The sequence below is a fragment of the Streptomyces sp. NPDC047061 genome (genome assembly GCF_040643955.1).
Classification (GTDB): Bacteria; Actinomycetota; Actinomycetes; order Streptomycetales; family Streptomycetaceae; genus Streptomyces.
Map to the genome: position 1 here is coordinate 32362 of NZ_JBEYVI010000019.1, position 20995 is coordinate 53356.

18 protein-coding genes and 2 pseudogenes are annotated in these 20995 nt (G+C 71.2%); 8 read left to right on the forward strand and 12 right to left on the reverse strand.

Annotation, left to right across the window (positions count from 1 at the left end; genetic code table 11):
• Positions 1 to 19 precede the first annotated feature (19 nt).
• Positions 20 to 1021, forward strand: coding sequence for a hypothetical protein (locus ABZ887_RS25815; protein ID WP_361293389.1), 1002 nt, complete (start codon positions 20 to 22; stop codon positions 1019 to 1021).
• Between the two features lie 3 nt (positions 1022 to 1024).
• Here the strand turns inward: ABZ887_RS25815 and ABZ887_RS25820 are convergent, their stop codons facing one another.
• From ABZ887_RS25820 to ABZ887_RS25830, 3 genes and pseudogenes are all read right to left on the reverse strand, one after another.
• A complete protein-coding gene (locus ABZ887_RS25820) occupies positions 1025 to 1438 on the reverse strand; it encodes a transposase (protein WP_361293392.1) in 414 nt (137 codons plus the stop codon).
• Positions 1435 to 1974 (reverse strand): winged helix-turn-helix domain-containing protein, encoded by a 540-nt coding sequence (locus ABZ887_RS25825; protein WP_361293395.1) that lies wholly within the window; start codon positions 1972 to 1974, stop codon positions 1435 to 1437. Before ABZ887_RS25825 ends, ABZ887_RS25820 begins: the two co-directional genes overlap by 4 nt.
• 235 nt (positions 1975 to 2209) lie before the next feature.
• Positions 2210 to 2572: pseudogene (locus ABZ887_RS25830) on the reverse strand (hypothetical protein); the annotation flags it as partial.
• Here ABZ887_RS25830 and ABZ887_RS25835 point away from each other — a divergent pair.
• A complete protein-coding gene (locus ABZ887_RS25835) occupies positions 2489 to 2707 on the forward strand; it encodes a hypothetical protein (RefSeq protein ID WP_361293398.1) in 219 nt (72 codons plus the stop codon). The pseudogene ABZ887_RS25830 and the gene ABZ887_RS25835 overlap by 84 nt on opposite strands.
• Positions 2708 to 3339: 632 nt before the next feature.
• Here the strand turns inward: ABZ887_RS25835 and ABZ887_RS25840 are convergent.
• Complete coding sequence (locus ABZ887_RS25840; protein ID WP_361293401.1) at positions 3340 to 4524, reverse strand: magnesium and cobalt transport protein CorA; 1185 nt, start codon at positions 4522 to 4524, stop codon at positions 3340 to 3342.
• A 218-nt stretch (positions 4525 to 4742) separates the two neighbouring features.
• On the opposite strand from ABZ887_RS25840, the gene ABZ887_RS25845 reads away from it, so the two are divergent.
• Entirely contained in the window at positions 4743 to 5903 is a 1161-nt protein-coding gene (locus tag ABZ887_RS25845) for a winged helix DNA-binding domain-containing protein (RefSeq protein WP_361293404.1), read from the forward strand.
• 4 nt (positions 5904 to 5907) lie between these two features.
• On the opposite strand, the gene ABZ887_RS25850 is transcribed toward ABZ887_RS25845, so the two are convergent.
• Positions 5908 to 6555, reverse strand: a complete 648-nt coding sequence (locus ABZ887_RS25850; protein ID WP_361293407.1) for a LysE family translocator — start codon at positions 6553 to 6555, stop codon at positions 5908 to 5910.
• A gap of 86 nt (positions 6556 to 6641) precedes the next feature.
• Here ABZ887_RS25850 and ABZ887_RS25855 point away from each other — a divergent pair, with 86 nt between their 5' ends.
• Together ABZ887_RS25855 and dmpI are read left to right on the forward strand one after the other, a co-directional pair.
• Positions 6642 to 7508 carry a LysR family transcriptional regulator gene (locus tag ABZ887_RS25855; protein ID WP_361293410.1) on the forward strand — a complete coding sequence of 289 codons (867 nt, stop codon included), beginning with the start codon at positions 6642 to 6644 and terminating at the stop codon, positions 7506 to 7508.
• Between the two features lie 104 nt (positions 7509 to 7612).
• On the forward strand, positions 7613 to 7795 hold the full coding sequence (gene dmpI / locus ABZ887_RS25860) for a 4-oxalocrotonate tautomerase DmpI (RefSeq protein ID WP_361293413.1): 183 nt from the start codon (positions 7613 to 7615) through the stop codon (positions 7793 to 7795).
• 103 nt (positions 7796 to 7898) lie between these two features.
• On the opposite strand, the gene ABZ887_RS25865 is transcribed toward dmpI, so the two are convergent.
• The 3 genes from ABZ887_RS25865 to ABZ887_RS25875 all read right to left on the reverse strand — a co-directional run bounded on the left by ABZ887_RS25865 (position 7899) and on the right by ABZ887_RS25875 (position 12673).
• The gene (locus ABZ887_RS25865) at positions 7899 to 8690 is read right to left on the reverse strand and encodes a serine protease (protein ID WP_361293416.1); all 792 of its coding nucleotides are present in this window, start codon (positions 8688 to 8690) and stop codon (positions 7899 to 7901) included.
• Positions 8691 to 8894: 204 nt separating this feature from the next.
• Positions 8895 to 11696, reverse strand: coding sequence for an AAA family ATPase (locus ABZ887_RS25870; protein WP_361293419.1), 2802 nt, complete (start codon positions 11694 to 11696; stop codon positions 8895 to 8897).
• 143 nt (positions 11697 to 11839) lie between these two features.
• A complete protein-coding gene (locus tag ABZ887_RS25875) occupies positions 11840 to 12673 on the reverse strand; it encodes a helix-turn-helix transcriptional regulator (protein ID WP_361293422.1) in 834 nt (277 codons plus the stop codon).
• Positions 12674 to 12801: 128 nt separating this feature from the next.
• On the opposite strand from ABZ887_RS25875, the gene ABZ887_RS25880 reads away from it, so the two are divergent.
• Both ABZ887_RS25880 and ABZ887_RS25885 read left to right on the forward strand, forming a co-directional pair.
• Entirely contained in the window at positions 12802 to 14484 is a 1683-nt protein-coding gene (locus tag ABZ887_RS25880) for an AMP-binding protein (protein ID WP_361293425.1), read from the forward strand.
• Positions 14481 to 16103 carry an AMP-binding protein gene (locus ABZ887_RS25885; RefSeq protein WP_361293428.1) on the forward strand — a complete coding sequence of 541 codons (1623 nt, stop codon included), beginning with the start codon at positions 14481 to 14483 and terminating at the stop codon, positions 16101 to 16103. The genes ABZ887_RS25880 and ABZ887_RS25885 overlap by 4 nt, the downstream gene beginning before the upstream one ends.
• Before the next feature lie 46 nt (positions 16104 to 16149).
• Here the strand turns inward: ABZ887_RS25885 and ABZ887_RS25890 are convergent, their stop codons facing one another.
• On the reverse strand, positions 16150 to 16821 hold the full coding sequence (locus ABZ887_RS25890) for a hypothetical protein (protein WP_361293431.1): 672 nt from the start codon (positions 16819 to 16821) through the stop codon (positions 16150 to 16152).
• Between the two features lie 208 nt (positions 16822 to 17029).
• Here ABZ887_RS25890 and gcl point away from each other — a divergent pair, with 208 nt between their 5' ends.
• The gene (gene gcl / locus ABZ887_RS25895; RefSeq protein WP_361293434.1) at positions 17030 to 18814 is read left to right on the forward strand and encodes a glyoxylate carboligase; all 1785 of its coding nucleotides are present in this window, start codon (positions 17030 to 17032) and stop codon (positions 18812 to 18814) included.
• A gap of 199 nt (positions 18815 to 19013) precedes the next feature.
• Here gcl and ABZ887_RS25900 read toward each other — a convergent pair whose 3' ends face one another.
• From ABZ887_RS25900 to ABZ887_RS25910, 3 genes and pseudogenes are all read right to left on the reverse strand, one after another.
• Positions 19014 to 19256: a hypothetical protein gene (locus tag ABZ887_RS25900; RefSeq protein WP_361293437.1), complete on the reverse strand. Its 243-nt coding sequence runs from the start codon at positions 19254 to 19256 to the stop codon at positions 19014 to 19016.
• Between the two features lie 362 nt (positions 19257 to 19618).
• A pseudogene (locus ABZ887_RS25905) lies at positions 19619 to 19843 on the reverse strand (catalase-related domain-containing protein); the annotation flags it as partial.
• A gap of 224 nt (positions 19844 to 20067) precedes the next feature.
• Positions 20068 to 20958: a 2-hydroxy-3-oxopropionate reductase gene (locus ABZ887_RS25910; protein WP_361293440.1), complete on the reverse strand. Its 891-nt coding sequence runs from the start codon at positions 20956 to 20958 to the stop codon at positions 20068 to 20070.
• Between the last annotated feature and the right edge of the window lie 37 nt (positions 20959 to 20995).

A 20995-nucleotide genomic window follows, 5' to 3' on the forward strand; every position in this document is an offset into this window, starting at 1 on the left:
GGTGGAGCGGTGCCAGCAGATGGCCGGGGCCTTCCTGGACGCCTACGTGGTTGAGCAGGTCCTTGCGGCGCTGGCCCCGGCCGCACTCGAACTGTCCGTGAACGCTGCCGAGCAGGTCGAACAGCACCGCCTGGAAGTAGACCGCATCTGGCGGCAACGCCTGGAGCGCACCGAGCTGGCCTGTGACCGGGCCCGGCGCCAGTATCAGCTCGCCGAGCCCGAAAACCGTCTGGTGGTACGGCAGTTGGAGAAGGACTGGGAAGAAGCCCTCGCCGCCCACCAGAAACTCAGCGAGGACTACCAGCACTTCGTCCAGGCCCGCCCAGTGCGTCTGAGCGCGGCCGACCTGGCCGCCATTCGCGTCCTCGCACGCGACATCCCCGAACTCTGGCGGGCACCGTCCACCACCCACACCGACCGCAAACGACTCCTGCGCTGCGTGGTCGAACAGGTCCAAGTCACCGCCCAGGGAACCAGCGAGAAAGTACACGCCGTCCTGACCTGGGCAGGCGGCAGCGAGAGCACCGCAGACCTGCTGCGCCCGGTGGCCCGCCTGGACCACCTCTCCTACTACCCGCTCCTGGTGGAACGACTGCGCACCCTGGCCGGTGCGGGACTGACCGCGAACGCCATCGCCGACCAACTCGCCGCTGAGGGCCTGCGCCCGCCGCACCGCAAGGAACGGTTCCACACCGGCGAGATACTGCAACTGCTCCAGCGGCACCAACTCCGCACCACCCGAACCCAGACACGGCCCGCAGACCAGGTCCTCCAGCCCGGCGAATGGTGGCTCGCCACGCTCGCAGGCGAGATCGGAATGCCGGTGGCCACCCTGTTCGGATGGCTCCAACGCGGCTGGGTCAATGGGCGGCAGGACACCCGCCCGCCACACCGCTGGATCATCACAGCAGGCCCGGACGAGGTGGAACGGCTACGTGCACTGCACCGGCTACCCGCAGGCCACCACAACCGCCGCCGCTGGACCCAGCTCCAACAAACAGACACCGCGGAAGGAACATGAGCATCATGCCGACGGAATCCCACAGGACCTGCACTGAGAACACGCCATCTCGGTCGGATTGAGGGCAGGGGCGTAAGCCGGCAGTTGGAACACGGTCAGCCACGAGGCATTCGCCTCGATGAATGCCTTCATGCCAGCGGTCAGGTGGAGGCGGACGTTGTCCCAGACCAGCACGATCGGGCCCCCAAGCTGGATTCGAGCGCGGACGACCAGGTCGCGGAAGTCCCGCCATCCGAAGCCCTTCGGCTCATCCTTGCGGCCCCGATACTCGCGGATCGCATAGATGAGCCGGGACCGCCGGCCCGGCTTGAAGCAGGCCATGCCTGCCATCGACACCCGCCCGGAGCCCTGGCCCCGCACCCTCACCACCGGGGTCTGCCCGATCCGGCCCCAGGTCCTGGCACGCGGCGGAGTCATCGACTGCCCGGCCTCGTCCTCGAAGACGATCCAAGCACTGCGCTCCGCCGCGGTCCTCTTACCCGCGGCCAGGTCTCCTTCTTCCACACCTCGACCGCATCGTCGTCCCGCTCGATGGCGCGCCGGGCCGGCTGCTGCCAACTCCAGCCATGCCGCTTCAGCAGCCGCCACGTGCCCTCGACGGTGTAGGAGACGTGGAACAGCCGGCCGATCAACGTCTTGACCCGCGCCAGCGTCCATCGCTGGTCCGCCCAGCCGTGGATCAACGGGCCACGCTCCAACTCCCGCTCCAGCCTGGCGACCTGCGTTGCGCTGAGTCGGGACCGTCCCGGAGAGCCTTGCGACAGGACCCCGACCCGGCCGCGCTCGCGCCAGGCTCGGCGCCACCGCTCCACCGACCGCTCGCTCACCCGCAGCGCAGCGGCGACCTCTCGGTTCTTCTCCCCGGCCTCGAAGCGGACGACGGCCTGCAACCGGATCCGCTCCCGCGCGGCCCTCTCGGTGTCGGTCAGCCCACCACCCTGCGCAAATCTCACTCCCCAGGAGCTACCGGCGCCAGCAGCCGCTGTCAGGAGAACCCTCCCGACATCACTCGATCAAGTTCAGTAGCGACTGCTACGGCGGATGCTCGGATCTGGACTTCAAATCGCCCACGGGGGCCGTCACTGACGTGCACCCTCCGAATCTCCCCGCCCACGCGCACCAGTCACACGCACTCTTCTCCGAAGGTCGGCGCAACACCAGGTGAAGGTCGTGGACTTGGACCGTGTCCTACATGGTCAGTTTGTGGCAACAGAGAGCGGCTGCGATTCCGAGAACGGCCAGGTAGTTGCCAGATTTCCGCTCATAGCGGTGGCTGGGACGACGGTAGCCCGTCAATCAGGACATGGTGCGTTCGATGACTCACCTGTGGCGGCCGAGCCGTTCGCTGGATCCGACGTGTAGGGGCAGTCCGTTCGCGTCGGACAGGTCGTGCATCTTGGAAACCGGCTTGCCCCGGTGAACGGGGCTCGGACCTGCAAGTTCGCCACCCCTTTTTTTAGCGTGGACGTGAGCTGGGTCAAGGACCGCACGGGGCGGGTCGACCAGGTCCTCCTCGTCCAGGAGCGGGAGAACTTCCTGGTGGAGCCGACCCCGGCATACTGCGCCACACCCCTCCGCAGCCGTCGTGCGCTTGTTATGGCAGTTGTCGGCCTGGTCGCAGCTGCCGAGCGGCGATGCCTACCGCAGGGCACGGGGGTGGTGGGCGCCTCGCTCCGCGGCCGGTAGTAACGAAGGTGGAGGCCGGTGTCGGCAAGGCAGAGTCAGGGCAGCGCTACTGCCTTGCCCGGCCGTACGTCAATCGGTGGTGACGCTCGTGAAGGGCGAGATGGCGGACGTGGTCACCACTCGCCGGGCCGTGGGGGCGGAAGCTGGCGCAGGCTTCGGCCCTGACGCTCCGGGCGTCCGAAGGACCGTCCAGCGTGGCTCCAAATGCCCTCTGGCCTGCAAATATATTGGGCTCTCCTCCTGCCGACATCTTTCCGATGACACATCAAGTGGAGAAGGAGCCAAGGACCGATTCGGAGCCACCCGCCTCACAGTGCGGGCGCGGGGCTGCGTCCTCGCGTCACTCTCTGTTGTGTGTCGCAGGGGTGGTCGCCTCGGCGGGAATCGGGGGACGGGGAGACGTGCCGGGCCCGTCGCGCTAGGCGGACGGCGGGGAGTGGCGTTCGATTCTCCCCGGATTCTCCCCAGCGTTGACGGATCCGCAAAGTGCCAGCTCAGAGGCGTGATTCTGGAAGGGTGAGGAGGTCATCCGCATCACTTCTCCCCAGGGACTCCCCAAGGCCGATCCTGAGCCAATCTGCAGCAGATGCGAGAGCAAAGTGTGAACGGGGACTTGAGAGTAGCGCGAGGGACTAGAGCCAGTCCCGCCGCTTGAAAATCACGTACAAACTGGCACATACAACCCCCATCAGGCCGATCGCGAAGGGGTATCCGAACCCCCAGTGCAGCTCGGGCATCTCCCGGAAGTTCATGCCGTAGATAGTCCCGACGAGTGTGGGAGCAAACAGAATCGCCGCCCAGCTCGAGATCTTCTTGATCTCCTCGTTCTGTTCGAAGCCCGCCTCCGCCAACGCCCGCATCTCCGCGTTCTGTTGCTGGGTTACCAGGGTCGCGTTGACCGTGAGGATTTCCGTGAGGGCCTGGCGGAAGCCGTCGACGCGTTCGCTGATGTGGGTGACGTGGTCGGCGACGTCCCGGAGGTAGCGCTGGAGTTCCTCGTCGGTCTCGTACTTGGTGAAGCCGGCCATCAGGCCGTGCAGCATGCCGACGAGGGGGCGCGTGGCGCGCTGGAACTCGACCATCTCGCGGGAGAGTTCGTAGATACGGCGGGACACCGACGGGTCGCCGCGGAAGACCTCCGTCTCGATCTCGTCGATGTCGTTCTGGACGCCCTCCACGACCGGGGCGTAGCCGTCGACCACCGCGTCGAGTATCGCGTAGAGGACCGCCTCCGGGCCGAGCTTGAGGAGGTCGGGGGAGTCCTCCATGCGGCGGCGGACCGCCGAGAGGTCCGGGGCCGCGCCGTGCCGCACCGTGATCACGAAGTCGGGGCCGACGAACACGTGCAGCTCGGCGAAGTCGACCTCCTCCGGCGCGTCCAGATAGCGGGCGGCGCGCAGCACCACGAAGAGCGTGTCGCCGTACCGCTCCAGCTTCGGGCGCTGGTGGGCCTCCATCGCGTCCTCGACCGCGAGCGGGTGCAGGTCGAACTCGGCGGCCAGGGAGAGGAGTTCGTCCGAGGTGGGGCGGGCCAGGCCGATCCAGGCCATGCCCGAGGGCGTGTCGCGCAGTTCGCGGTACGTCTCGGCGAGCGTCGTCGGCGTCGAGACGCGCACCCCGTCCTGGTACAGCGCCGCCTCCACGATGCTGGGCGGCGCGGTGGACTCCCCGACCGGCGCGGATCCGGGCTCCGGCCGCCCGGCCGTGTCGTCATGCTCCGCAGGCAGGGCACGGCGCCAGACGGACCTTCTGCCGCCGCGGCCGTTCCTGCCGTTACCGGAGTTCTTCGCGGCCGGGCTGGGGCGTCGCTCGGACATCGCGGCCGCCTCTCGGTGGATCCTGCATCGGCGTGATCTGCATGATCTGCGTGATCTGTGTAATCGGTGTGATCCGCGTGGTCCAGGTGATTACGCGTGATCGGTGAGTCTCGGAGCAGGATATACGGGGCATACGCGCCCGGCGGAGGGAATCGAGGACGGGATTCGGTGAGAGATGAGGACAGAAGCTGTCCTCATTCGGCGCTAGCGTGCCCGGCATGACGAAGCAGCCGCCCGCCCCGGTCCTCGGCACCCGCGCCCTCAACCGTGCCACCCTCGACCGTCAGCTCCTGCTGCGCCGCTCGTCCCGGTCGGCGAAGGAGGCCGTGGCCCACCTCGTCGGCCTCCAGGCGCAGAACGTCAAGCCTCCTTACTACGCCCTCGCCGCCCGCCTCGACGGCTTCGCCCCCGAGCAGCTCTCCGGGCTGATGGCCGACCGGGACGTGGTCCGGATCGTCACCCTGCGCTCCACCATCCACACCCACACCGCCGCCGACGCGCTCACCCTGCGCCCGCTCGTCCAGCCCGCCAGGACCCGGGAGCTGACCGCCTTCCGCAAGGGCCTGGCCGGGGTCGACCTCGACCGGCTCGCCGCGCTCGCCCGGGACCTGGTCGAGGCCGAGCCGCGCACCATGGCCGGGCTGCGCGAGGCGCTGCGCGCCGAGTGGCCCGACGCCGACCCGCAGTCCCTCGCCGTCGCCGCCCGCTGCACCCTGCCCCTCGTCCAGGTCACCCCGCGCGGACTGTGGGGGCAGTCCGGGCAGGTCGCCCTCACCACCGCCGAGCACTGGCTCGGCCGCCCCGTCGAGTCGGCGTCGGCCGCCGACGCCACGGATGCCGTCGACGCCACGGATGCCACGGTCCTGCGCTACCTCGCCGCCTTCGGCCCGGCCTCCGTCAAGGACATGCAGACCTGGGCCGGACTGACCCGGCTCCGCGACGCCTTCGAGCGGCTGCGGCCCCGCCTCCTCACCTTCCGGGACGAGGGCGGCGTCGAGCTCTTCGACCTGCCCGACGCGCCCCGCCCCGACCCCGCGACCCCGGCCCCGCCCCGCTTCCTCCCCGAGTTCGACAACCTTCTCCTCTCCCACGCCGACCGCACCCGCGTCGTCCCGCCCGAGCTGCGGGGCCGCGCCTGGCAGGGCAACCAGGCGTACCGCACCCTGCTCGTCGACGGTTTCCTCGCCGGTGTGTGGAAGCTGACGGAGGACGCCCTGGTCATCGAGACCTTCGGGCAGCGGGAGGGAGAGGGGGAAAGGAGCCTCGCGGCGGAGCGGGACGCGATCCTGGCGGAAGGCGAACGGATGCTGGCCACCCTGTATCCGGGTGCGTCCTACGACATCCGTTTCGGAGCCGTGCTACCCCGAATCGGCCGGTGAGCGTTCAGTCCGCCCGGCCCGTCACCGCCACGGTCACGCCCAGCCCGATCATCGTGACACCGCCCGCGCCGCCGATCAGGGACAGGCGGCGGTCGGACCGGGCGAACCAGGTGCGGGCCGCTGACGCCGTCAGGCCCCACAACGTGTCCGTGACCAGGCCGATGGAGATCGGGACCAGGCCGAGCAGCAGCATCTGAACGGGGAGATGGCCCGCCGAGTGGTCGACGAACTGGGGGAGGACGGCGGCGAAGAAGACCACGCCCTTGGGGTTGGTGGCACCCACCAGCGCGCCGTCCAGGACCGTGCGCAGATCGCCGCGCGGTTCGCCCTCCGGGGCCCGCCGGACCGCGGCGGCCGTCAGTTCCTTCCGGTGCCGGAAGGCCTGGACGCCCAGGTACACCAGGTAGGCCGCGCCCAGCAGCTTGACCGTCAAGTACACCGTCACCGACCGCTCCACCAGCGAGCCGATGCCGACCGCGACCGCCACCACCAGCAGATACGAGCCGAAGACGTTGCCGACCGCGGTGGCCACGGCGGTGCGGCGGCCATGGGCGAGCGCCCGGCCGATCACGAACAGCACGCTCGGCCCCGGGATCGCGATGACCAGCAGTGACATCGCCGCGAACGCCAGGACCCGGTCCGTCGACACCATGTGCAGCACCTGCACCACCCCTCCCGCGACACCCGTACGGAGCCCATTGAAACAGCCCACTCCGACAGCGCTCTAGAGTCGGGGCCATGGAACTGCGGCAGCTCAGCTACTTCGTGGCCGTCGCCGAGGAGCTGCACTTCGGGCGGGCCGCCGACCGGCTGCACATCGTGCAGTCGGCGGTCAGCCAGCAGATACAGCGCCTTGAACGGGAGCTGGGTGCCGAGCTGTTCGACCGCTCGCCGCGCCGGGTCCGGCTCACCGGCGCGGGGGAGCGGCTGCTGCCCGAGGCGCGGGCGGTGCTGGCGGCGGCCGAGCGGGCCCGGGCCGCGGTCGCCCCGCCGGCCGGGCTGCGGATCGGCACCAGTACGGGACTCGGCGTGCACCTGGACCGCGTACTGGCCGCGTTCGCGCGCCGGGCGCCGGACGTGCCCGTCGAGCTCTTCTCGCTGCCGGCCGCCGAAAGGCTGGCCCGGGTCGCGGGCGGCGGCCTGGACGCCGCCTTCGTCCGGGCCGTCGAGCCCGTGCCCGGGGTACGGGTCCATCCGCTGTGGGCCGACCCCCTGGTGGCCGCCCTCCCCGCCGGCCACCCCCTCGCCGGCCGTACCGAGATCGGCGTCGACGAGCTGGCCGGCCTGCCCCTCGCCCTCACCGAGCGCCGCACCAACCCGGCCCTCGTCGACCTGGTCGTCGGTGCCTGCCGCGACGCCGGCTTCGAGCCGCTGCCCGGACCGTCGCCCGGCTCCCTCCAGGACACCCTCGCCAGCATCGGCACCCGCCCGCTCTGGACGGTCGTGTACGCCTCCCACGCGCGCGTGCTGCACAGCCCCCGGGTGGCCTTCGTGCCGTTCCGGGCTCCGGGTCTGGCCCTGCCGACGGGCCTCGCCGTGCCCGCCGTCGCACCCTCCCCGCACCTGGCCACCCTGATCCTGGCCTGCGACGATCACGAAAGCTGATCGCTGCGGTCGGGATCTGCTTCTTGGTCGCGGACGTCCGGCGCGATGGACTGGACCCACCGAACAGGACCCCGAACGGGACACCCACTCGAAGGAGTTCAGTGATGCCGATCGTCACCATCCAGCAGGGACCCCGCGACCCCGAGCTCAAGCGGGACCTCGTCAGGCGGGTCACCGACGCGTTCGTCGACGCGTACAAGATCCCCGCCGAGACCGTGCAGGTCTGGATCCACGAGGTCCCGGCCGACAGCTGGGGCGTGGCGGGCACACTCACCGCCGACAAGTAGCCAGGCCGGGCCGGGACATGGATAGGGGGCGCTGCGGGCTGCTCGTGGTAGCCCGCAACGCCCCCTGGTCACTCACCTGAGGGATGCTCAGGAGATCTTCTGGTTACGAGTTGACCTGCGTGGTCACCAGGTTCGAGAAGGTGGTCAGCCGGGTGTAGACACCCGGGTAACCGGCCTCCGCGCACCCCTCTCCCCAGGAAGTGATCCCTGCCAGGACGCCCCCGATGAGCAGGGGACCGCCGCTGTCGCCCTGGCAGGTGTCTACGCCGCCGGACGTGTATCCGGCGCAAACCATGTCGGTCTGGACGAAGTCCGAACCGTAGGAGCTCTTGCAGCTGGTGTCGGACACGATCGGGACGGTCGCGGTCCGCAGCGTGTTGGAGGAGCTGCCGTTCTCCGAGGTGGTGCCCCAGCCGAGGATGCGGGCCGTGGTGCCGGCCGCGTACACGCTCGTCTGGGAGGACGTCACGTACGACGCCGGGGTGTACGACATCGCCGTCGACAGCGTCAGGACGGAGACGTCGTCGCCGTTGGTGGCGTCCGTGTAGTCCGGGTTGATCCAGATCTTGCTGACCCGGCTCACCGTGCCGTTGGTGCCGTTCAGGTTCGTGCGGCCGCCGACCACGCGGACGCTGCTGGTGGACTCGCCCTCCATACAGTGCGCGGCGGTCACCACCTTGGTGGCCGACACCAGGGTGCCGCCGCAGAACTGGCTGCCGGACGCGTCCGTGATCTGCATCATGAACGGGTACGCGGTCGTGGTGGTCGTGGTGCCGCCGACGATCGGCTGGGGGGCGGCTGACGCGGTGGGGGACGCGATCAGCGCGGTCGCCGCGGCTGCGGCGGCGGCCACCAGGACTGCGGCGGTCTTTCTTGCGCGGTGGTGCCCGAACATGAGTCTCCTCAGTGGGGGTTGCCGGTGGGGGTCGCGCGGGTGTGGGGGGTGCAGCACGGGGGTCGCGGGACCGACCCCCGTATGCCCGGGCGAGCGGCACATCCATAAGCTAGGACCCGGAACCCCACCCTCCCAATGAGGGAACCCCCTAGGGGGATGGGGGAGGGAAAACCCTCGGTCCGCCTCAGTTAACCGGGAGCGCTCTCACTTCGCGCGCCGCCCTGCGGCCAAACGGACTATGTCCACGCGCGATCGGATGCCCAGCTTGCGGTAGACCCGGGTCAGTGTCGCCTCGACCGTCTTGACGCTGACGAACAGCCGGGCGGCGATCTCCCGGTTGGTGGCGCCCTCCATGACCAGCGCGGCCACCTGACGCTCCATCGCGGCCAGCCCGTCCAGGACGGCCGGCTCGGCCGGCGTCTCCACCGGCGGCTCCGGCGCCGAGACGGCCTCGTCCACCTGGCGCAGCCACGGCAGCGCCCGGCACCGCCGGAACAGCCGGGTGGCCTCGTCGAACGCCGTCGGGGAGCGCCGGTCGCGCAGCGAGGCGAGCGCGAACGCGGCCCGGGCCTCCTCCAGGCCGCAGCCCAGTTTGGCGAACCGGTCCTGAGCCGAGGTCAGCTGGGCGACGGCCGCGTCGTGTTCCCCGTGCGCCGCGCGGACCAGGGCCTCCGCCCGGTCGAGTACGGCGAGAACACTCTCCCGGCCGAGCCGCAGCGCGTGTTCCCGGGTGACGTCGATGACGTCCTGCGCCTCGGCCGGTTCACCCACCCGGACGAGTGCCTCGGCCAGGTCCCCCTGCCAGCGGCCCCGTGCCGGGTCGGTGATGCCGAGGCTCTGCTCCAGCTCCCGCACCCGGCGCAGCGAGCGGACGGTGCCCGCCGGGTCGCCGGCCACCAACTGGGCGTATCCGAGTGCGCCCAGGGCCCGGGACAGGTACATCGTGTCGCCGTCCTGCTCGGCGTGCTCGACCGCCTCCCGGGCCAGCGCCAGGCCCCGGTCCACGTCGCCGCCCGACGCCTCGGCCAGCGAGGTGAGCATCGCGGAGGCGGTCTCGCCGATCCCGGAGTCGTGGGCGAGGTGCAGACCCTCCCGGGCCAGATCGAGGGCCCGGCCGCAGTGCCCGGAGCGCAGCTCGGTCTCGGCGAGGCCGCGCAGGAAGTGCACCTCGCTCTCCACCTGCCCGCGCCGGCGCACCTCGCGCAGCAGCGCGGTCACGGTGGCGCGTGCCTCGGCCAGCTGGTCGCCCATCACCAGCCAGCGGAACCGGGCGCTGCCCGCCCCGTTGTGATGGCAGGCCACCATCGGGTCCTGCGGCTCCTTCAGGGCGCGCTTGATGGTGGCGGGTGCCGCCGGATGGCCCATCAGGGTCTCGACCTGGGCCTGCAGGGACAGCGCGAGGAGTTCGGTGCGCCGGTCGCCGCCCTCGGCCGCGAGGTCGGCGGAGTGCGCCGCCGCCTGCCGGGCCTCGGTGAAGTCGCCGCCCACGATCAGGGCCCGCCAGGCCAGCTGGTAGTGGACCTTGCCGAGCAGCCGCGGGTCGTCGCCGGCGTCGGCGAGGGCGTGCGGGAAGGCCGCGTCGACCTCGGTCATGGTGTGGCCGGCGGAGTCGATCACCAGGATCCAGGCCCGCACCCGGTCGGCCGGGCGGGTGGCGTGGGTGAGCACCTCGCGGGCGATGTCCTGGGCGAGGTCGATCTCGCCCGCGCCGGTCGCGTCCTCCGCCGCCTGGAGCCGCCGCTCGTCCGGGGAGGGGGTGTGGTCGGCGGGGGTGTGCCGGGCGGCGAGCAGGCCGATCTGCGCGGCCACCGAGGGCGCGCCCCGGTCCCGGGCCTCGGTCGCGGCCTCGGCGAGCCGGTCGGCGACCTCCGGGTCGGTGCCGGTGGTGGCCAGGGCCAGGTGCCGGGCCCGCTCGATCGGGTCGGAGGCGGCCGTGGACAGCGCCGCGTGCGCGGCCCGGCGCTCCTGTGCGGGCGCCTCCGCGTACAGCGCGGCGGAGATGAGGGGGTGCGCGAAGCGTACGGCGGGACCCTCCGGCTCGGTCGCCAGCAGCCCCAGTTCGGCCGCCTGGGCGCATTCGGCCTCGGCGTTCTCCCGGCCGGCCGCGTGCAGCAGGGCCTGGGTGGGTCGGGCGCCCGCGCTGGCCACCAGCAGGGTGCGGCGGGCCTCGACGGAGAGCATGTCGAGGCGGCTGAGCACGAGGGCCCGCAGCGAGGTCGGCACCGGCAGCGGCTCGCCCGGGCGGGGCGGGGTCGGGTTCTCGGAGAGGGCGCGGCCGAGCTCGAGGGCGAACAGCGGGTTGCCACCGCTGGTGCGGTGGATCTCCCGGACCGTGGAACGGGTCAGCCCGGTGTGGCCGCGGTGGTCGAGGAGCTCGGAGACCTGCCCGCGGGTGAGCGGGCCGAGGCGGACGGCGACGGTGTCCGGGGGCGACGCGCGTAGGTGGCGGTCGTACTCCTGGCCCTCCGTGCGGACCGCGCAGAGCAGTTGGACCGGGGTGCCGCCGAGCCGCCGGGCGGCGAAGCCGAGGAGTTCGGCGCTGGCCGGATCCAGCCACTGGAGGTCGTCGGCGACGATCAGGACGGGCCCCTCGGCGGCCAGCACGCGCAGCGCGGACAGCACCGCGAGGCGCAGGGCCAGGCCGTCGCGCTGGAGGGTGGACTCGCCGCGGCCGGTGAGCGCCGACTCCAGGGCGGTGCGCTGGGCGCCGGGCAGATGGGGGGAGACGTCGTCGAGGACCAGGCCGAAGAGGTCGGCGAGGGCGAGGAAGGGAAGGTGGGATTCGGACTCGGTCGCCGAGCAGCGCAACACGGTGCGGGCGGTGCCGGCGTATTCCGCGTCCAGCGCCCGCAGGACGGTCGATTTACCTATTCCGGCAGGCCCGTGCAGGAGGACGCTGCCGCCCGAGGCGAGCTGCTCCCTGGCGGCCGCGACCAGCTCCGCCCGGCCGATGACCAGGTCGGGGCGGATTCTGGCAGGCTCCTGGAAGTCCCGTCGCACGGTCACCGCTCCCCTCGTGTGTCGTGTCCAAACCAAATTCTAGGCAATGAACCCCGAAATCCGGCCGGACGACATGGTGAGGGAAATAACAGGGGCTTGGCATATGGAAATTCACAGCGCGTCCGCATGAATGGAATGGGTCCCCTCCGCTATGGCAACAACCCCGTCCGACGAGCCGCCGACACCGCCTCCCCTCGGGTGTGCGCGCCCAGCTTCCGCATCGCCGAGCGCAGGTAGCCCTTGACCGTCTCGGGCCGCAGCCCCAGCCGCTCGGCCACCGCCGCGTTGGTCGCCCCGGCCGCCACCCACGTCAGCACATCCAGCTCCCGGGGCGCCAGCACCGCTTCGGCCGCCGGCGCCGGGGTGGTCAACAGGCCGCAGGCCGCGAGCAGTTCGGCGCGCAGTCGCGGGTCGGTGATGCGCGGCGCCAGGGCCCGCAGCGCGGCATGCGCCTCCCGCACCTGCTCCCAGGCGGCCCCCGGATCCGGTACGACGGCGGGTGCCGGCCGCGCCGCCGCCAGCAGCCCCCTGGCCTCGTCCTGGACGACCAGCGCCTGCTCCACGTCCCGGGCCGCCGCCACCGCCGCGCCCAGCGTGCGGTCGCCCAGCGGCTGGGCGGTGCGCAGCGCGCCGTACAGCACGCCCCGCACCCGGCGCCGTACCACCACCGGCACCGCGAGCACCGAGCGGAGACCCTCGGCCGCCACCGGGATGTCGTACTCGTGGCTGATCTGCAGGGAGGCCGAATAGTCGACGACCGCGCAGGGACGGGCCAGGGCGACCGCCTTGCCGCCCAGGCCGTTCCCGGAGGTGACCGCGAGCGAGCGCAGCGACGCCGTGTTGGTGCCGGTCAGCTCGCTGATCCGGACCTGTGTCCGGCCGGCCTCGACCAGCCCGCCGAAGGCGATCGGCAGCCCGGTGGTGCGCCGGAGTCTGGACAGCGCACCGCGAATCTCCACCGCCCCCGCGACCTCTGCTGCCACCTGTCCTGCCCCTTCGACCCCGGTCTTGTGCTGTCCACACCCCCGTTCGGGGGTAGTGAGACCTGCATCACGGATTACACGATGCCAGAGAGCCGCCCGGCAATGGTCCGGTACTGAAGGAGACGCGTATGACGAGTGCGACGGAGGACTTCCGCAGGGCACGGGACTTCCTGCTGGAACACCGTACGGACTACGCCACCGCCTACGAGGGATTCGCCTGGCCGCGTCCGGACCACTTCAACTGGGCGCTGGACTGGTTCGACGTCATCGCCGAGGGCAACGACCGCACCGCCCTGCACATCGTCGAGGAGGACGGCGGCGAGACGAAGCTGTCCTTCGCCGAGCTGTCCGAGCGCTCCGACCGGATCGCCAACCACCTGCGCGCGCGAGGCGTCCAGCCGGAGGACCGCATCCTGGTCATGCTCGGCAACCAGGCCGAGCTGTGGGAGACCGCCCTGGCCGCGATGAAGCTGCGCGCCGTGGTCATCCCGGCGACCCCGCTGCTCGGCCCGGCCGACCTGCGGGACCGGGTCGACCGGGGCCGGGTGAAACACGTGGTCGTGCGGGCGGAGGACGCCGCCAAGTTCGCCGAGGTGCCCGGTGAGTACACCCGGATCACGGTCGGCGGCCTGCCGCCGGCGGAGGCCGGCACCTGGGAGCCGTACGAGGACGCGTACACCGCCTCCGCCGACTTCGTGCCCGACGGGCCCACCCTGGCCGACGACCCGCTGATGCTCTACTTCACCTCGGGCACCACCGCCCACCCCAAGCTGGTCGAGCACACCCACACCTCGTACCCGATCGGGCACCTGGCCACCATGTACTGGATCGGCCTCGAACCCGGTGACGTGCACCTCAACATCTCCTCGCCGGGCTGGGCGAAGCACGCCTGGTCGAACCTCTTCGCGCCCTGGAACGCGGAGGCGACCGTCTTCATCCACAACTACAGCCGCTTCGACGCGGGGCGGCTGATGGCCGAGATGGACCGGCACGGCGTGACGTCCTTCTGCGCCCCGCCGACGGTGTGGCGGATGCTCATCCAGGCCGACCTGACGCAGCTGCGGACGCCGCCGCGCGAGGTGGTGGCGGCGGGCGAGCCGCTCAACCCGGAGGTGATCGAGCAGGTCCGGCGGGCGTGGCACGTCACGATCCGGGACGGGTTCGGGCAGACGGAGACGGCCGTGCAGGTCTCCAACAGCCCCGGCCAGCCGCTGAAGACGGGGTCGATGGGCCGCCCCAGCCCCGGGTACCGGGTGGAGCTCCTGGACCCGGTCAGCGGCGCTCCCGGCGCGGCGGAGGGCGAGATCGCCCTCGACCTGTCGGCGCTGCCGGTCGGTCTGATGACCGGCTACCACGGCGACGCCGACCGTACGGCGGAGGCGATGGCCGGCGGCTACTACCGCACCGGCGACATCGGCTCCCGCGACGAGGACGGCTACATCACCTACGTCGGCCGCGCGGACGACGTGTTCAAGGCGTCCGACTACAAGATCAGCCCGTTCGAGCTGGAGAGCGCGCTGCTGGAGCACGAGGCGGTGGCCGAGGCGGCCGTCGTCCCGGCGCCGGACGACCTGCGCCTCGCCGTGCCCAAGGCGTACATCGTGCTCGCGGCGGGCTGGGAGGCGGGCCCGGACACGGCGAAGGTGCTGTTCGAGCACTCCCGGCAGGTCCTCGCGCCCTACAAGCGGATCCGGCGGCTGGAGTTCGCGCCGTTGCCCAAGACGATCTCCGGGAAGATCCGGCGGATCGAGCTGCGCGAGGCCACGGCCGCCGGCTCGGCCGACGAATACCGCGAGGAGGACTTCCGGTGAGCTCGTCGTACGCACAAGGGTCTTACACGCACGGCACGAGCGGCACCACGCTGCTCGGCGACACCATCGGGGCCAACCTGGACCGCGCGGTCGCGGCCTGGCCGGACCGCGAGGCGCTGGTGGACGTACCGACCGGCAGACGCTGGACCTACGCCGAATTCGCCGCCGACATCGACCGGTTGGCCTGCGCGCTGCTCGCGAGCGGGGTCGCCAAGGGCGACCGGGTGGGCATCTGGGCGGTCAACTGCGCCGAATGGGTGCTGGTGCAGTACGCCACCGCCCGGATCGGCGCGATCATGGTCAACATCAACCCGGCCTACCGCACCCACGAGGTCGAGTACGTCCTCGACCAGGCCGGAATCTCCCTGCTGTTCGCCTCGCTCCGGCACAAGACCAGCGACTACCGGGCGATGGTCGAGGAAGTGCGGGGCAGGTGCCCCGAGCTGCGGGAGACCGTGTACATCGGGGACCCGAGCTGGGACGCGCTGACCGCGCGCGGAACGGCCGACAGGGCTCCCGAACTGGCAGCCCGCGCAGCAGAGTTGTCCTGCGACGACCCCATCAACATCCAGTACACCTCGGGCACGACCGGCTTCCCGAAGGGGGCCACCCTCTCCCACCACAACATCCTCAACAACGGGTACTTCGTGGGTGAGTCGATCGCCTACACCGAGCAGGACCGGATCTGCATCCCGGTGCCCTTCTACCACTGCTTCGGCATGGTGATGGGCAACCTGGCCGCCACCTCGCACGGCGCCTGCATGGTCATCCCGGCCCCGTCCTTCGAGCCGAAGGCCACCCTGGAGGCGGTCCAGCAGGAGCGCTGCACCTCGCTGTACGGCGTCCCGACGATGTTCATCGCCGAACTGAACCTCGCCGACTTCGCGTCGTACGACCTGTCGTCGCTGCGCACCGGCATCATGGCGGGCTCGCCCTGTCCGGTCGAGGTGATGAAGCGGGTCGTCGCCGAGATGCACATGGCGGAGGTCTCCATCTGCTACGGCATGACGGAGACGTCCCCGGTCTCGCTCCAGACCCGGATCGAGGACGACCTGGAACACCGCACCGGCACGGTCGGCCGGGTGCTGCCGCACCTGGAGGTCAAGGTCGTCGACCCGGCCACCGGGGTCACCCAACCCCGAGGCACGGCGGGTGAGTTGTGCACCCGTGGCTACAGCGTGATGCTCGGCTACTGGAACGAGCCCGAGAAGACCGCGGAGGCCGTCGACCCCGGGCGCTGGATGCACACCGGCGACCTGGCGATGATGCGGGAGGACGGGTACGTCGAGATCGTCGGCCGCATCAAGGACATGATCATCCGGGGCGGCGAGAACATCTACCCGCGCGAGATCGAGGAGTTCCTCTACGCCCACCCCAAGATCCGGGACGTCCAGGTGGTCGGGGTACCGCACGAGAGGTACGGCGAGGAGGTCCTGGCCTGCGTCATCCCGCACGACCCGGCCGACCCGCCGACCCTGGAGGACCTGCGCACCTTCTGCGAGGGCCGCCTGGCCCACTACAAGGTGCCGAGCCGACTCCAGATCCTGACCGACTTCCCGATGACGGTCTCGGGAAAGGTCCGCAAGATCGAACTGAGGGAGACTTACAGCGCCCCGTAGGGGCGCGGGGAACTGCGCGACCAGCCCCCACCGGGCCCGCAGGCACTCACCTACCTGGGCCACGCAGCTCATCGGCGGGCCTGTTCACCGGCTGAGGCGTCCCCGTGAAGTCCAGGACAAACAGGGGCACCCCCAACGCGTCGGCCCGCTCCCGCGCCTCCTCGGCGTACCCCGCAAGGGAGAAGTACACGCACCCCGAGTCCTCCGTCATCGCCGTCAGCCACAGGCACTCCACGTCCCGCAGCGAGGCCGGCTGCACGGTCGGGTCGACGTGGGCCACGAGCCCCCGGGCGGCGAGCCCGATCCCGGACGGCGGCCGCTGGTCGGCGCGGCGGATGTCCCGGTAGCCGAGCCAGCGCAGATAGAACGCGGCCGCGGTGACCGCGTCGCGGGCGGTGCGGATCGTCACGGGATGGAAGGCGGGCCGCGGCTCGGGGGCCGGCGGGGGCGCGGACCCCGGGCCGGCGACCGCGATACGCAGCACCGCCCCGCACGGGCAGCCCAGCTCCGGCTGCGGCCACTGGTCCCGGCGGCCACAGGAGCCGCAGCACACCGTCACCCAGTCGGCGTCCCAGGCGCGGTGCGCCACCGGCGTCGGCCCGGCCCTGTCGTCGAGGCTCGGGGTGACCGGCGCGCCGCAGGCGCAGGGGTAGGACGGCGCGGTGTAGACGTGCTCGCGCCGACAGGCCGGACAGCGCACCGGCACGCTCTCGGACATGGCCCCACCTCAGGCGTCGCGTCGGTTCAGCCGTCCCATGGTGCTCCTGCCGGGGCCGGGTTGTCCGTCCCTTGACGACGTTCGCCCCCACACCTACATTGATTTCAGATAGCAGAAGTTAGTTTCCGTAATACGGAAAATTGAGGGCGATGCTCACCGCGGGGCGCGACGGGAGCAGGCATCCGACAGCCGAAAGCAGGAGTTCTCGATGGCTCGTATGACCGCTGCCCGCGCGGCAGTTGAGATCCTCAGGCGCGAGGGAGTCACCGATGCGTTCGGTGTGCCCGGCGCGGCGATCAACCCCTTCTATGCGGCGCTCAAGGCCTCCGGCGGCATCCATCACACCCTCGCCCGTCACGTCGAGGGTGCCTCGCACATGGCCGAGGGCTACACCCGTACGCACCCCGGCAACATCGGCGTCTGCATCGGCACCTCCGGCCCGGCCGGCACCGACATGATCACCGGCCTGTACTCGGCCACCGGCGACTCCGTCCCGATCCTCTGCATCACCGGCCAGGCCCCGACCGCGGTGATCCACAAGGAGGACTTCCAGGCCGTCGACATCGCCTCGATCGCCAGGCCGGTCACGAAGATGGCGGTCACCGTGCTGGAGGCGGCCCAGGTCCCGGGCGTCTTCCAGCAGGCCTTCCACCTGATGCGCTCCGGCCGCCCGGGCCCGGTCCTGATCGACCTGCCGATCGACGTGCAGCTCACCGAGATCGAGTTCGACCCGGAGACCTACGCACCGCTCCCGGTCTACAAGCCGGCCGCCACCCGCGCCCAGATCGAGAAGGCGATCGGGATGCTGAACGCGTCCGAGCGCCCGCTGATCGTCGCCGGCGGCGGGGTCATCAACGCGGATGCCGCCGAACTCCTCGTCGAGTTCGCCGAGTTGACGGGCACTCCGGTCGTTCCGACCCTGATGGGCTGGGGCGTCCTCCCCGACGACCACGAGCTGAACGCCGGCCTGGTGGGCCTGCAGACCTCGCACCGCTACGGTAACGCGACCTTCCTGGAGTCCGACTTCGTCCTCGGTATCGGCAACCGCTGGGCCAACCGCCACACCGGAAAACTGGACGTCTACACGGCCGGCCGCACCTTCGTCCACGTCGACATCGAGCCCACCCAGATCGGCCGGATCTTCGCCCCCGACTACGGCATCGCGTCCGACGCCCGGGCGGCCCTGGAGCTGTTCGTCGAGGTGGCGCTGGAGCTGAAGACGACCGGCGGGCTGCCCGACCGCTCCGCCTGGGCCGCCGCGGCACAGGAGAAGAAGGCGACCCTCCAGCGCCGTACGCACTTCGACGACATCCCGATCAAGCCGCAGCGCGTCTACGAGGAGATGAACAAGGCGTTCGGCCCGGAGACCCGGTACGTCTCCACGATCGGCCTCTCGCAGATCGCCGGCGCCCAGATGCTGCACGTCTTCAGGCCCCGGCACTGGATCAACTGCGGCCAGGCGGGCCCCCTCGGCTGGACGGTCCCGGCCGCGCTGGGCGTCGCCAAGGCCGACCCGGAGGCGTCCGTCGTCGCCCTCTCCGGCGACTACGACTTCCAGTTCATGATCGAGGAGCTGGCGGTCGGCGCGCAGCACAAGATCCCCTACGTCCACGTCCTCGTCAACAACTCCTACCTGGGCCTGATCCGGCAGGCGCAGCGGGCGTTCGACATCGACTTCCAGGTCAAGCTGGAGTTCGAGAACATCAACTCGCCCGAGCTGGGCGTCTACGGCGTCGACCACGTCAAGGTCGCGGAGGGCCTGGGCTGCAAGGCGATCCGGGTGACGGACCCGACGGAGCTGGGCGCCGCCTTCGAGGAGGCCAAGAAGCTGGCCGCCGAGCACCAGGTGCCGGTCGTCGTGGAGGCGATCCTGGAACGGGTCACCAACATCTCCATGTCGACCACCAACGACATCTCCGACGTCGTCGAGTTCGAGGAGATCGCCACCGAGCCGGGACACGCCCCGACCTCGATCAGGACGCTGAAGGTCTGAGCCGGCGCGAACGAGAGCGGGCGGCCCGTCCGGGAGGACGGGTCGCCCACTTCGTGCTGTCGGTGACTCGGTGCCCGCCGCCCCCGTGCCGGCGGGCACCGTGTGACGTGAATATGCCCGCCGACTACGGCGGTTGAAGCATCCTGAACAAGGTTCAGAGCTTTATTTGAGGATCGGCCTGTGTGTTCGTCCCGGTACATCATCTTTCGGGGTGCTCGGTCAGTCCCGGCCAGTCGTCCGGGCCGCCGCCCTGCCACTCGATGAGGTCGCTCTCCTCGACCTCGATCCGGTCCAGGTCGGCCATCCGCAGGATCTCGATCACGTCGTCGAGGTGGGAGGCGATCCCGAGGGTCACGTCGCCCTCGGTGACCCGCCGGGAGCCGTCCAGGGCCGGCGCGTGCACGACGATGTGCGGAAACTCCGTCGGTGGATGTGCTGTCATGCCTCAAGGCTCCTGCGGCGGAGGCGGAAACGCACGCCGAAGCGCCGGACGCGGGCGGTTCCGCGTCCGGCGCTGTCCGGCGCTCAGGGAGTCCGTGAGGCTCTCCCCGGTGTGGCCGTCCGACGGCGCGAGGCTGGGCGCGACAGGACGTTCGCGCCGCCGGACGGGGCTCGGGGAGGGTGGCTGGGACCGCGGCGGCTGCGACGGAACAGGGGGTGCTTCCCTCTGGTCGGGAAGAGCGCCCGGTTCCTTCACCACCGCACCGGCTCGCACGCCGCCGCGGTCCTCGCCCCGCCCGCGTACCGACACCGACCGGCCACCCCTCATCCGGGCCGGTCGGCCGCCGCGGGCCGTCTGTGGGGTCAGTCCTCGCGCAGGGCGCGGACCGCCTCCGCCACGCGCCTGCCGTACTCCGGGTCGGCGGCGTGGAAATGGGTCGGGTTCTTCTCGATCACGTCGTCGCGGGAGACCCGCGAGACCCGGGAGGCCCGGGAGAGGCCGCCGGCGATGCTGGTGGCCAGGCGCCGCCGCTCCTCCTCGGACAGCGGTCGGCGCACCTCGCCGGCCCGCGGGAAGCCGTCGTCCTCGCCCCGCTCGATCGCCGCCACGACGACCGGCACCCGGCGCGTGGTCTCGGGGGTGTGCCCGCGAGTCCCGGACGGTGTCCAGCTCCTGACGGCCGGTGAAGGGACCGAAGAACACCGGGGTGCCGCTCCCGGCGAGGTCATCGTGGTTTCCGGGCGGCGCCGGCGCCTGGGCGCGACAGGACAGTTGTCGGCGCCGGTGCCGCCCGGAAGTCCCGGGGGTCGGCTCAGGTCTGGGCGCCGGACAGGCGCTCCACCGAGCGCAGCAGCGCGGAGTGGTCCAGGCCGCCGTCGCCCTGCGCGCGCAGGGAGGCGACCAGCTGTGCCACCACGGCCCCGACCGGAAGGGCGGCGCCGACGTTGCGGGCCGCGTCCGTCACGATGCCCATGTCCTTGTGGTGCAGGTCGATCCGGAAGCCCGGCCTGAAGTCGCGGTTCAGGAAGTTGTCCTTCTTCCGCGTCAGTACGGTCGAGCCGGCCAGGCCGCCGTTCAGGACGTCCAGCGCGGCCGCCAGGTCCACGCCGGACTTCTCCAGGAAGACCACGGCCTCGGCGCACGCCTGGATGTTCACGGCGACGATCAGCTGGTTGGCGGCCTTCACGGTCTGCCCGGAGCCGTGCGGACCGCACAGCACGATGGTCCGGCCCAGCGCCTCGAAGATCGGCTTCGCGCTGTCGAAGTCGGCCTGCTCGCCGCCGACCATGATGGAGAGCACGGCCTCGACGGCCCCGGCCTCACCGCCGGAGACGGGCGCGTCGAGCACGCGGATGCCCTTGTCCCGCGCCGCCTTCGCCAGGTCGACGGAGGTCTGCGGGGTGATGGACGACATGTCGATGAGGAGAGTGCCGGACCCGGCGTTGTCGAGGATGCCGTCCGGGCCGTAGGCGATGGCCTCGACCTGCGGTGACGCGGGCACCATCGTGATGACCACGTCGGCGCCCCGCACGGCCTCGGCGATCGAGGCGGCCGCGGTGCCACCGGCGGCGGCCAGCCGGTCCAGCTTGTCCTGCTCCAGCGTGAAGCCGGTGACGTCGTAACCCGCCTTGACCAGGTTCTCGGACATGGGGGAGCCCATGATGCCGAGGCCTATCCAGGCGATCCTGGGGAGTGTGCTCATAGGGGGTACCTCTCTGACTGCTGTGATACGTCTGCTG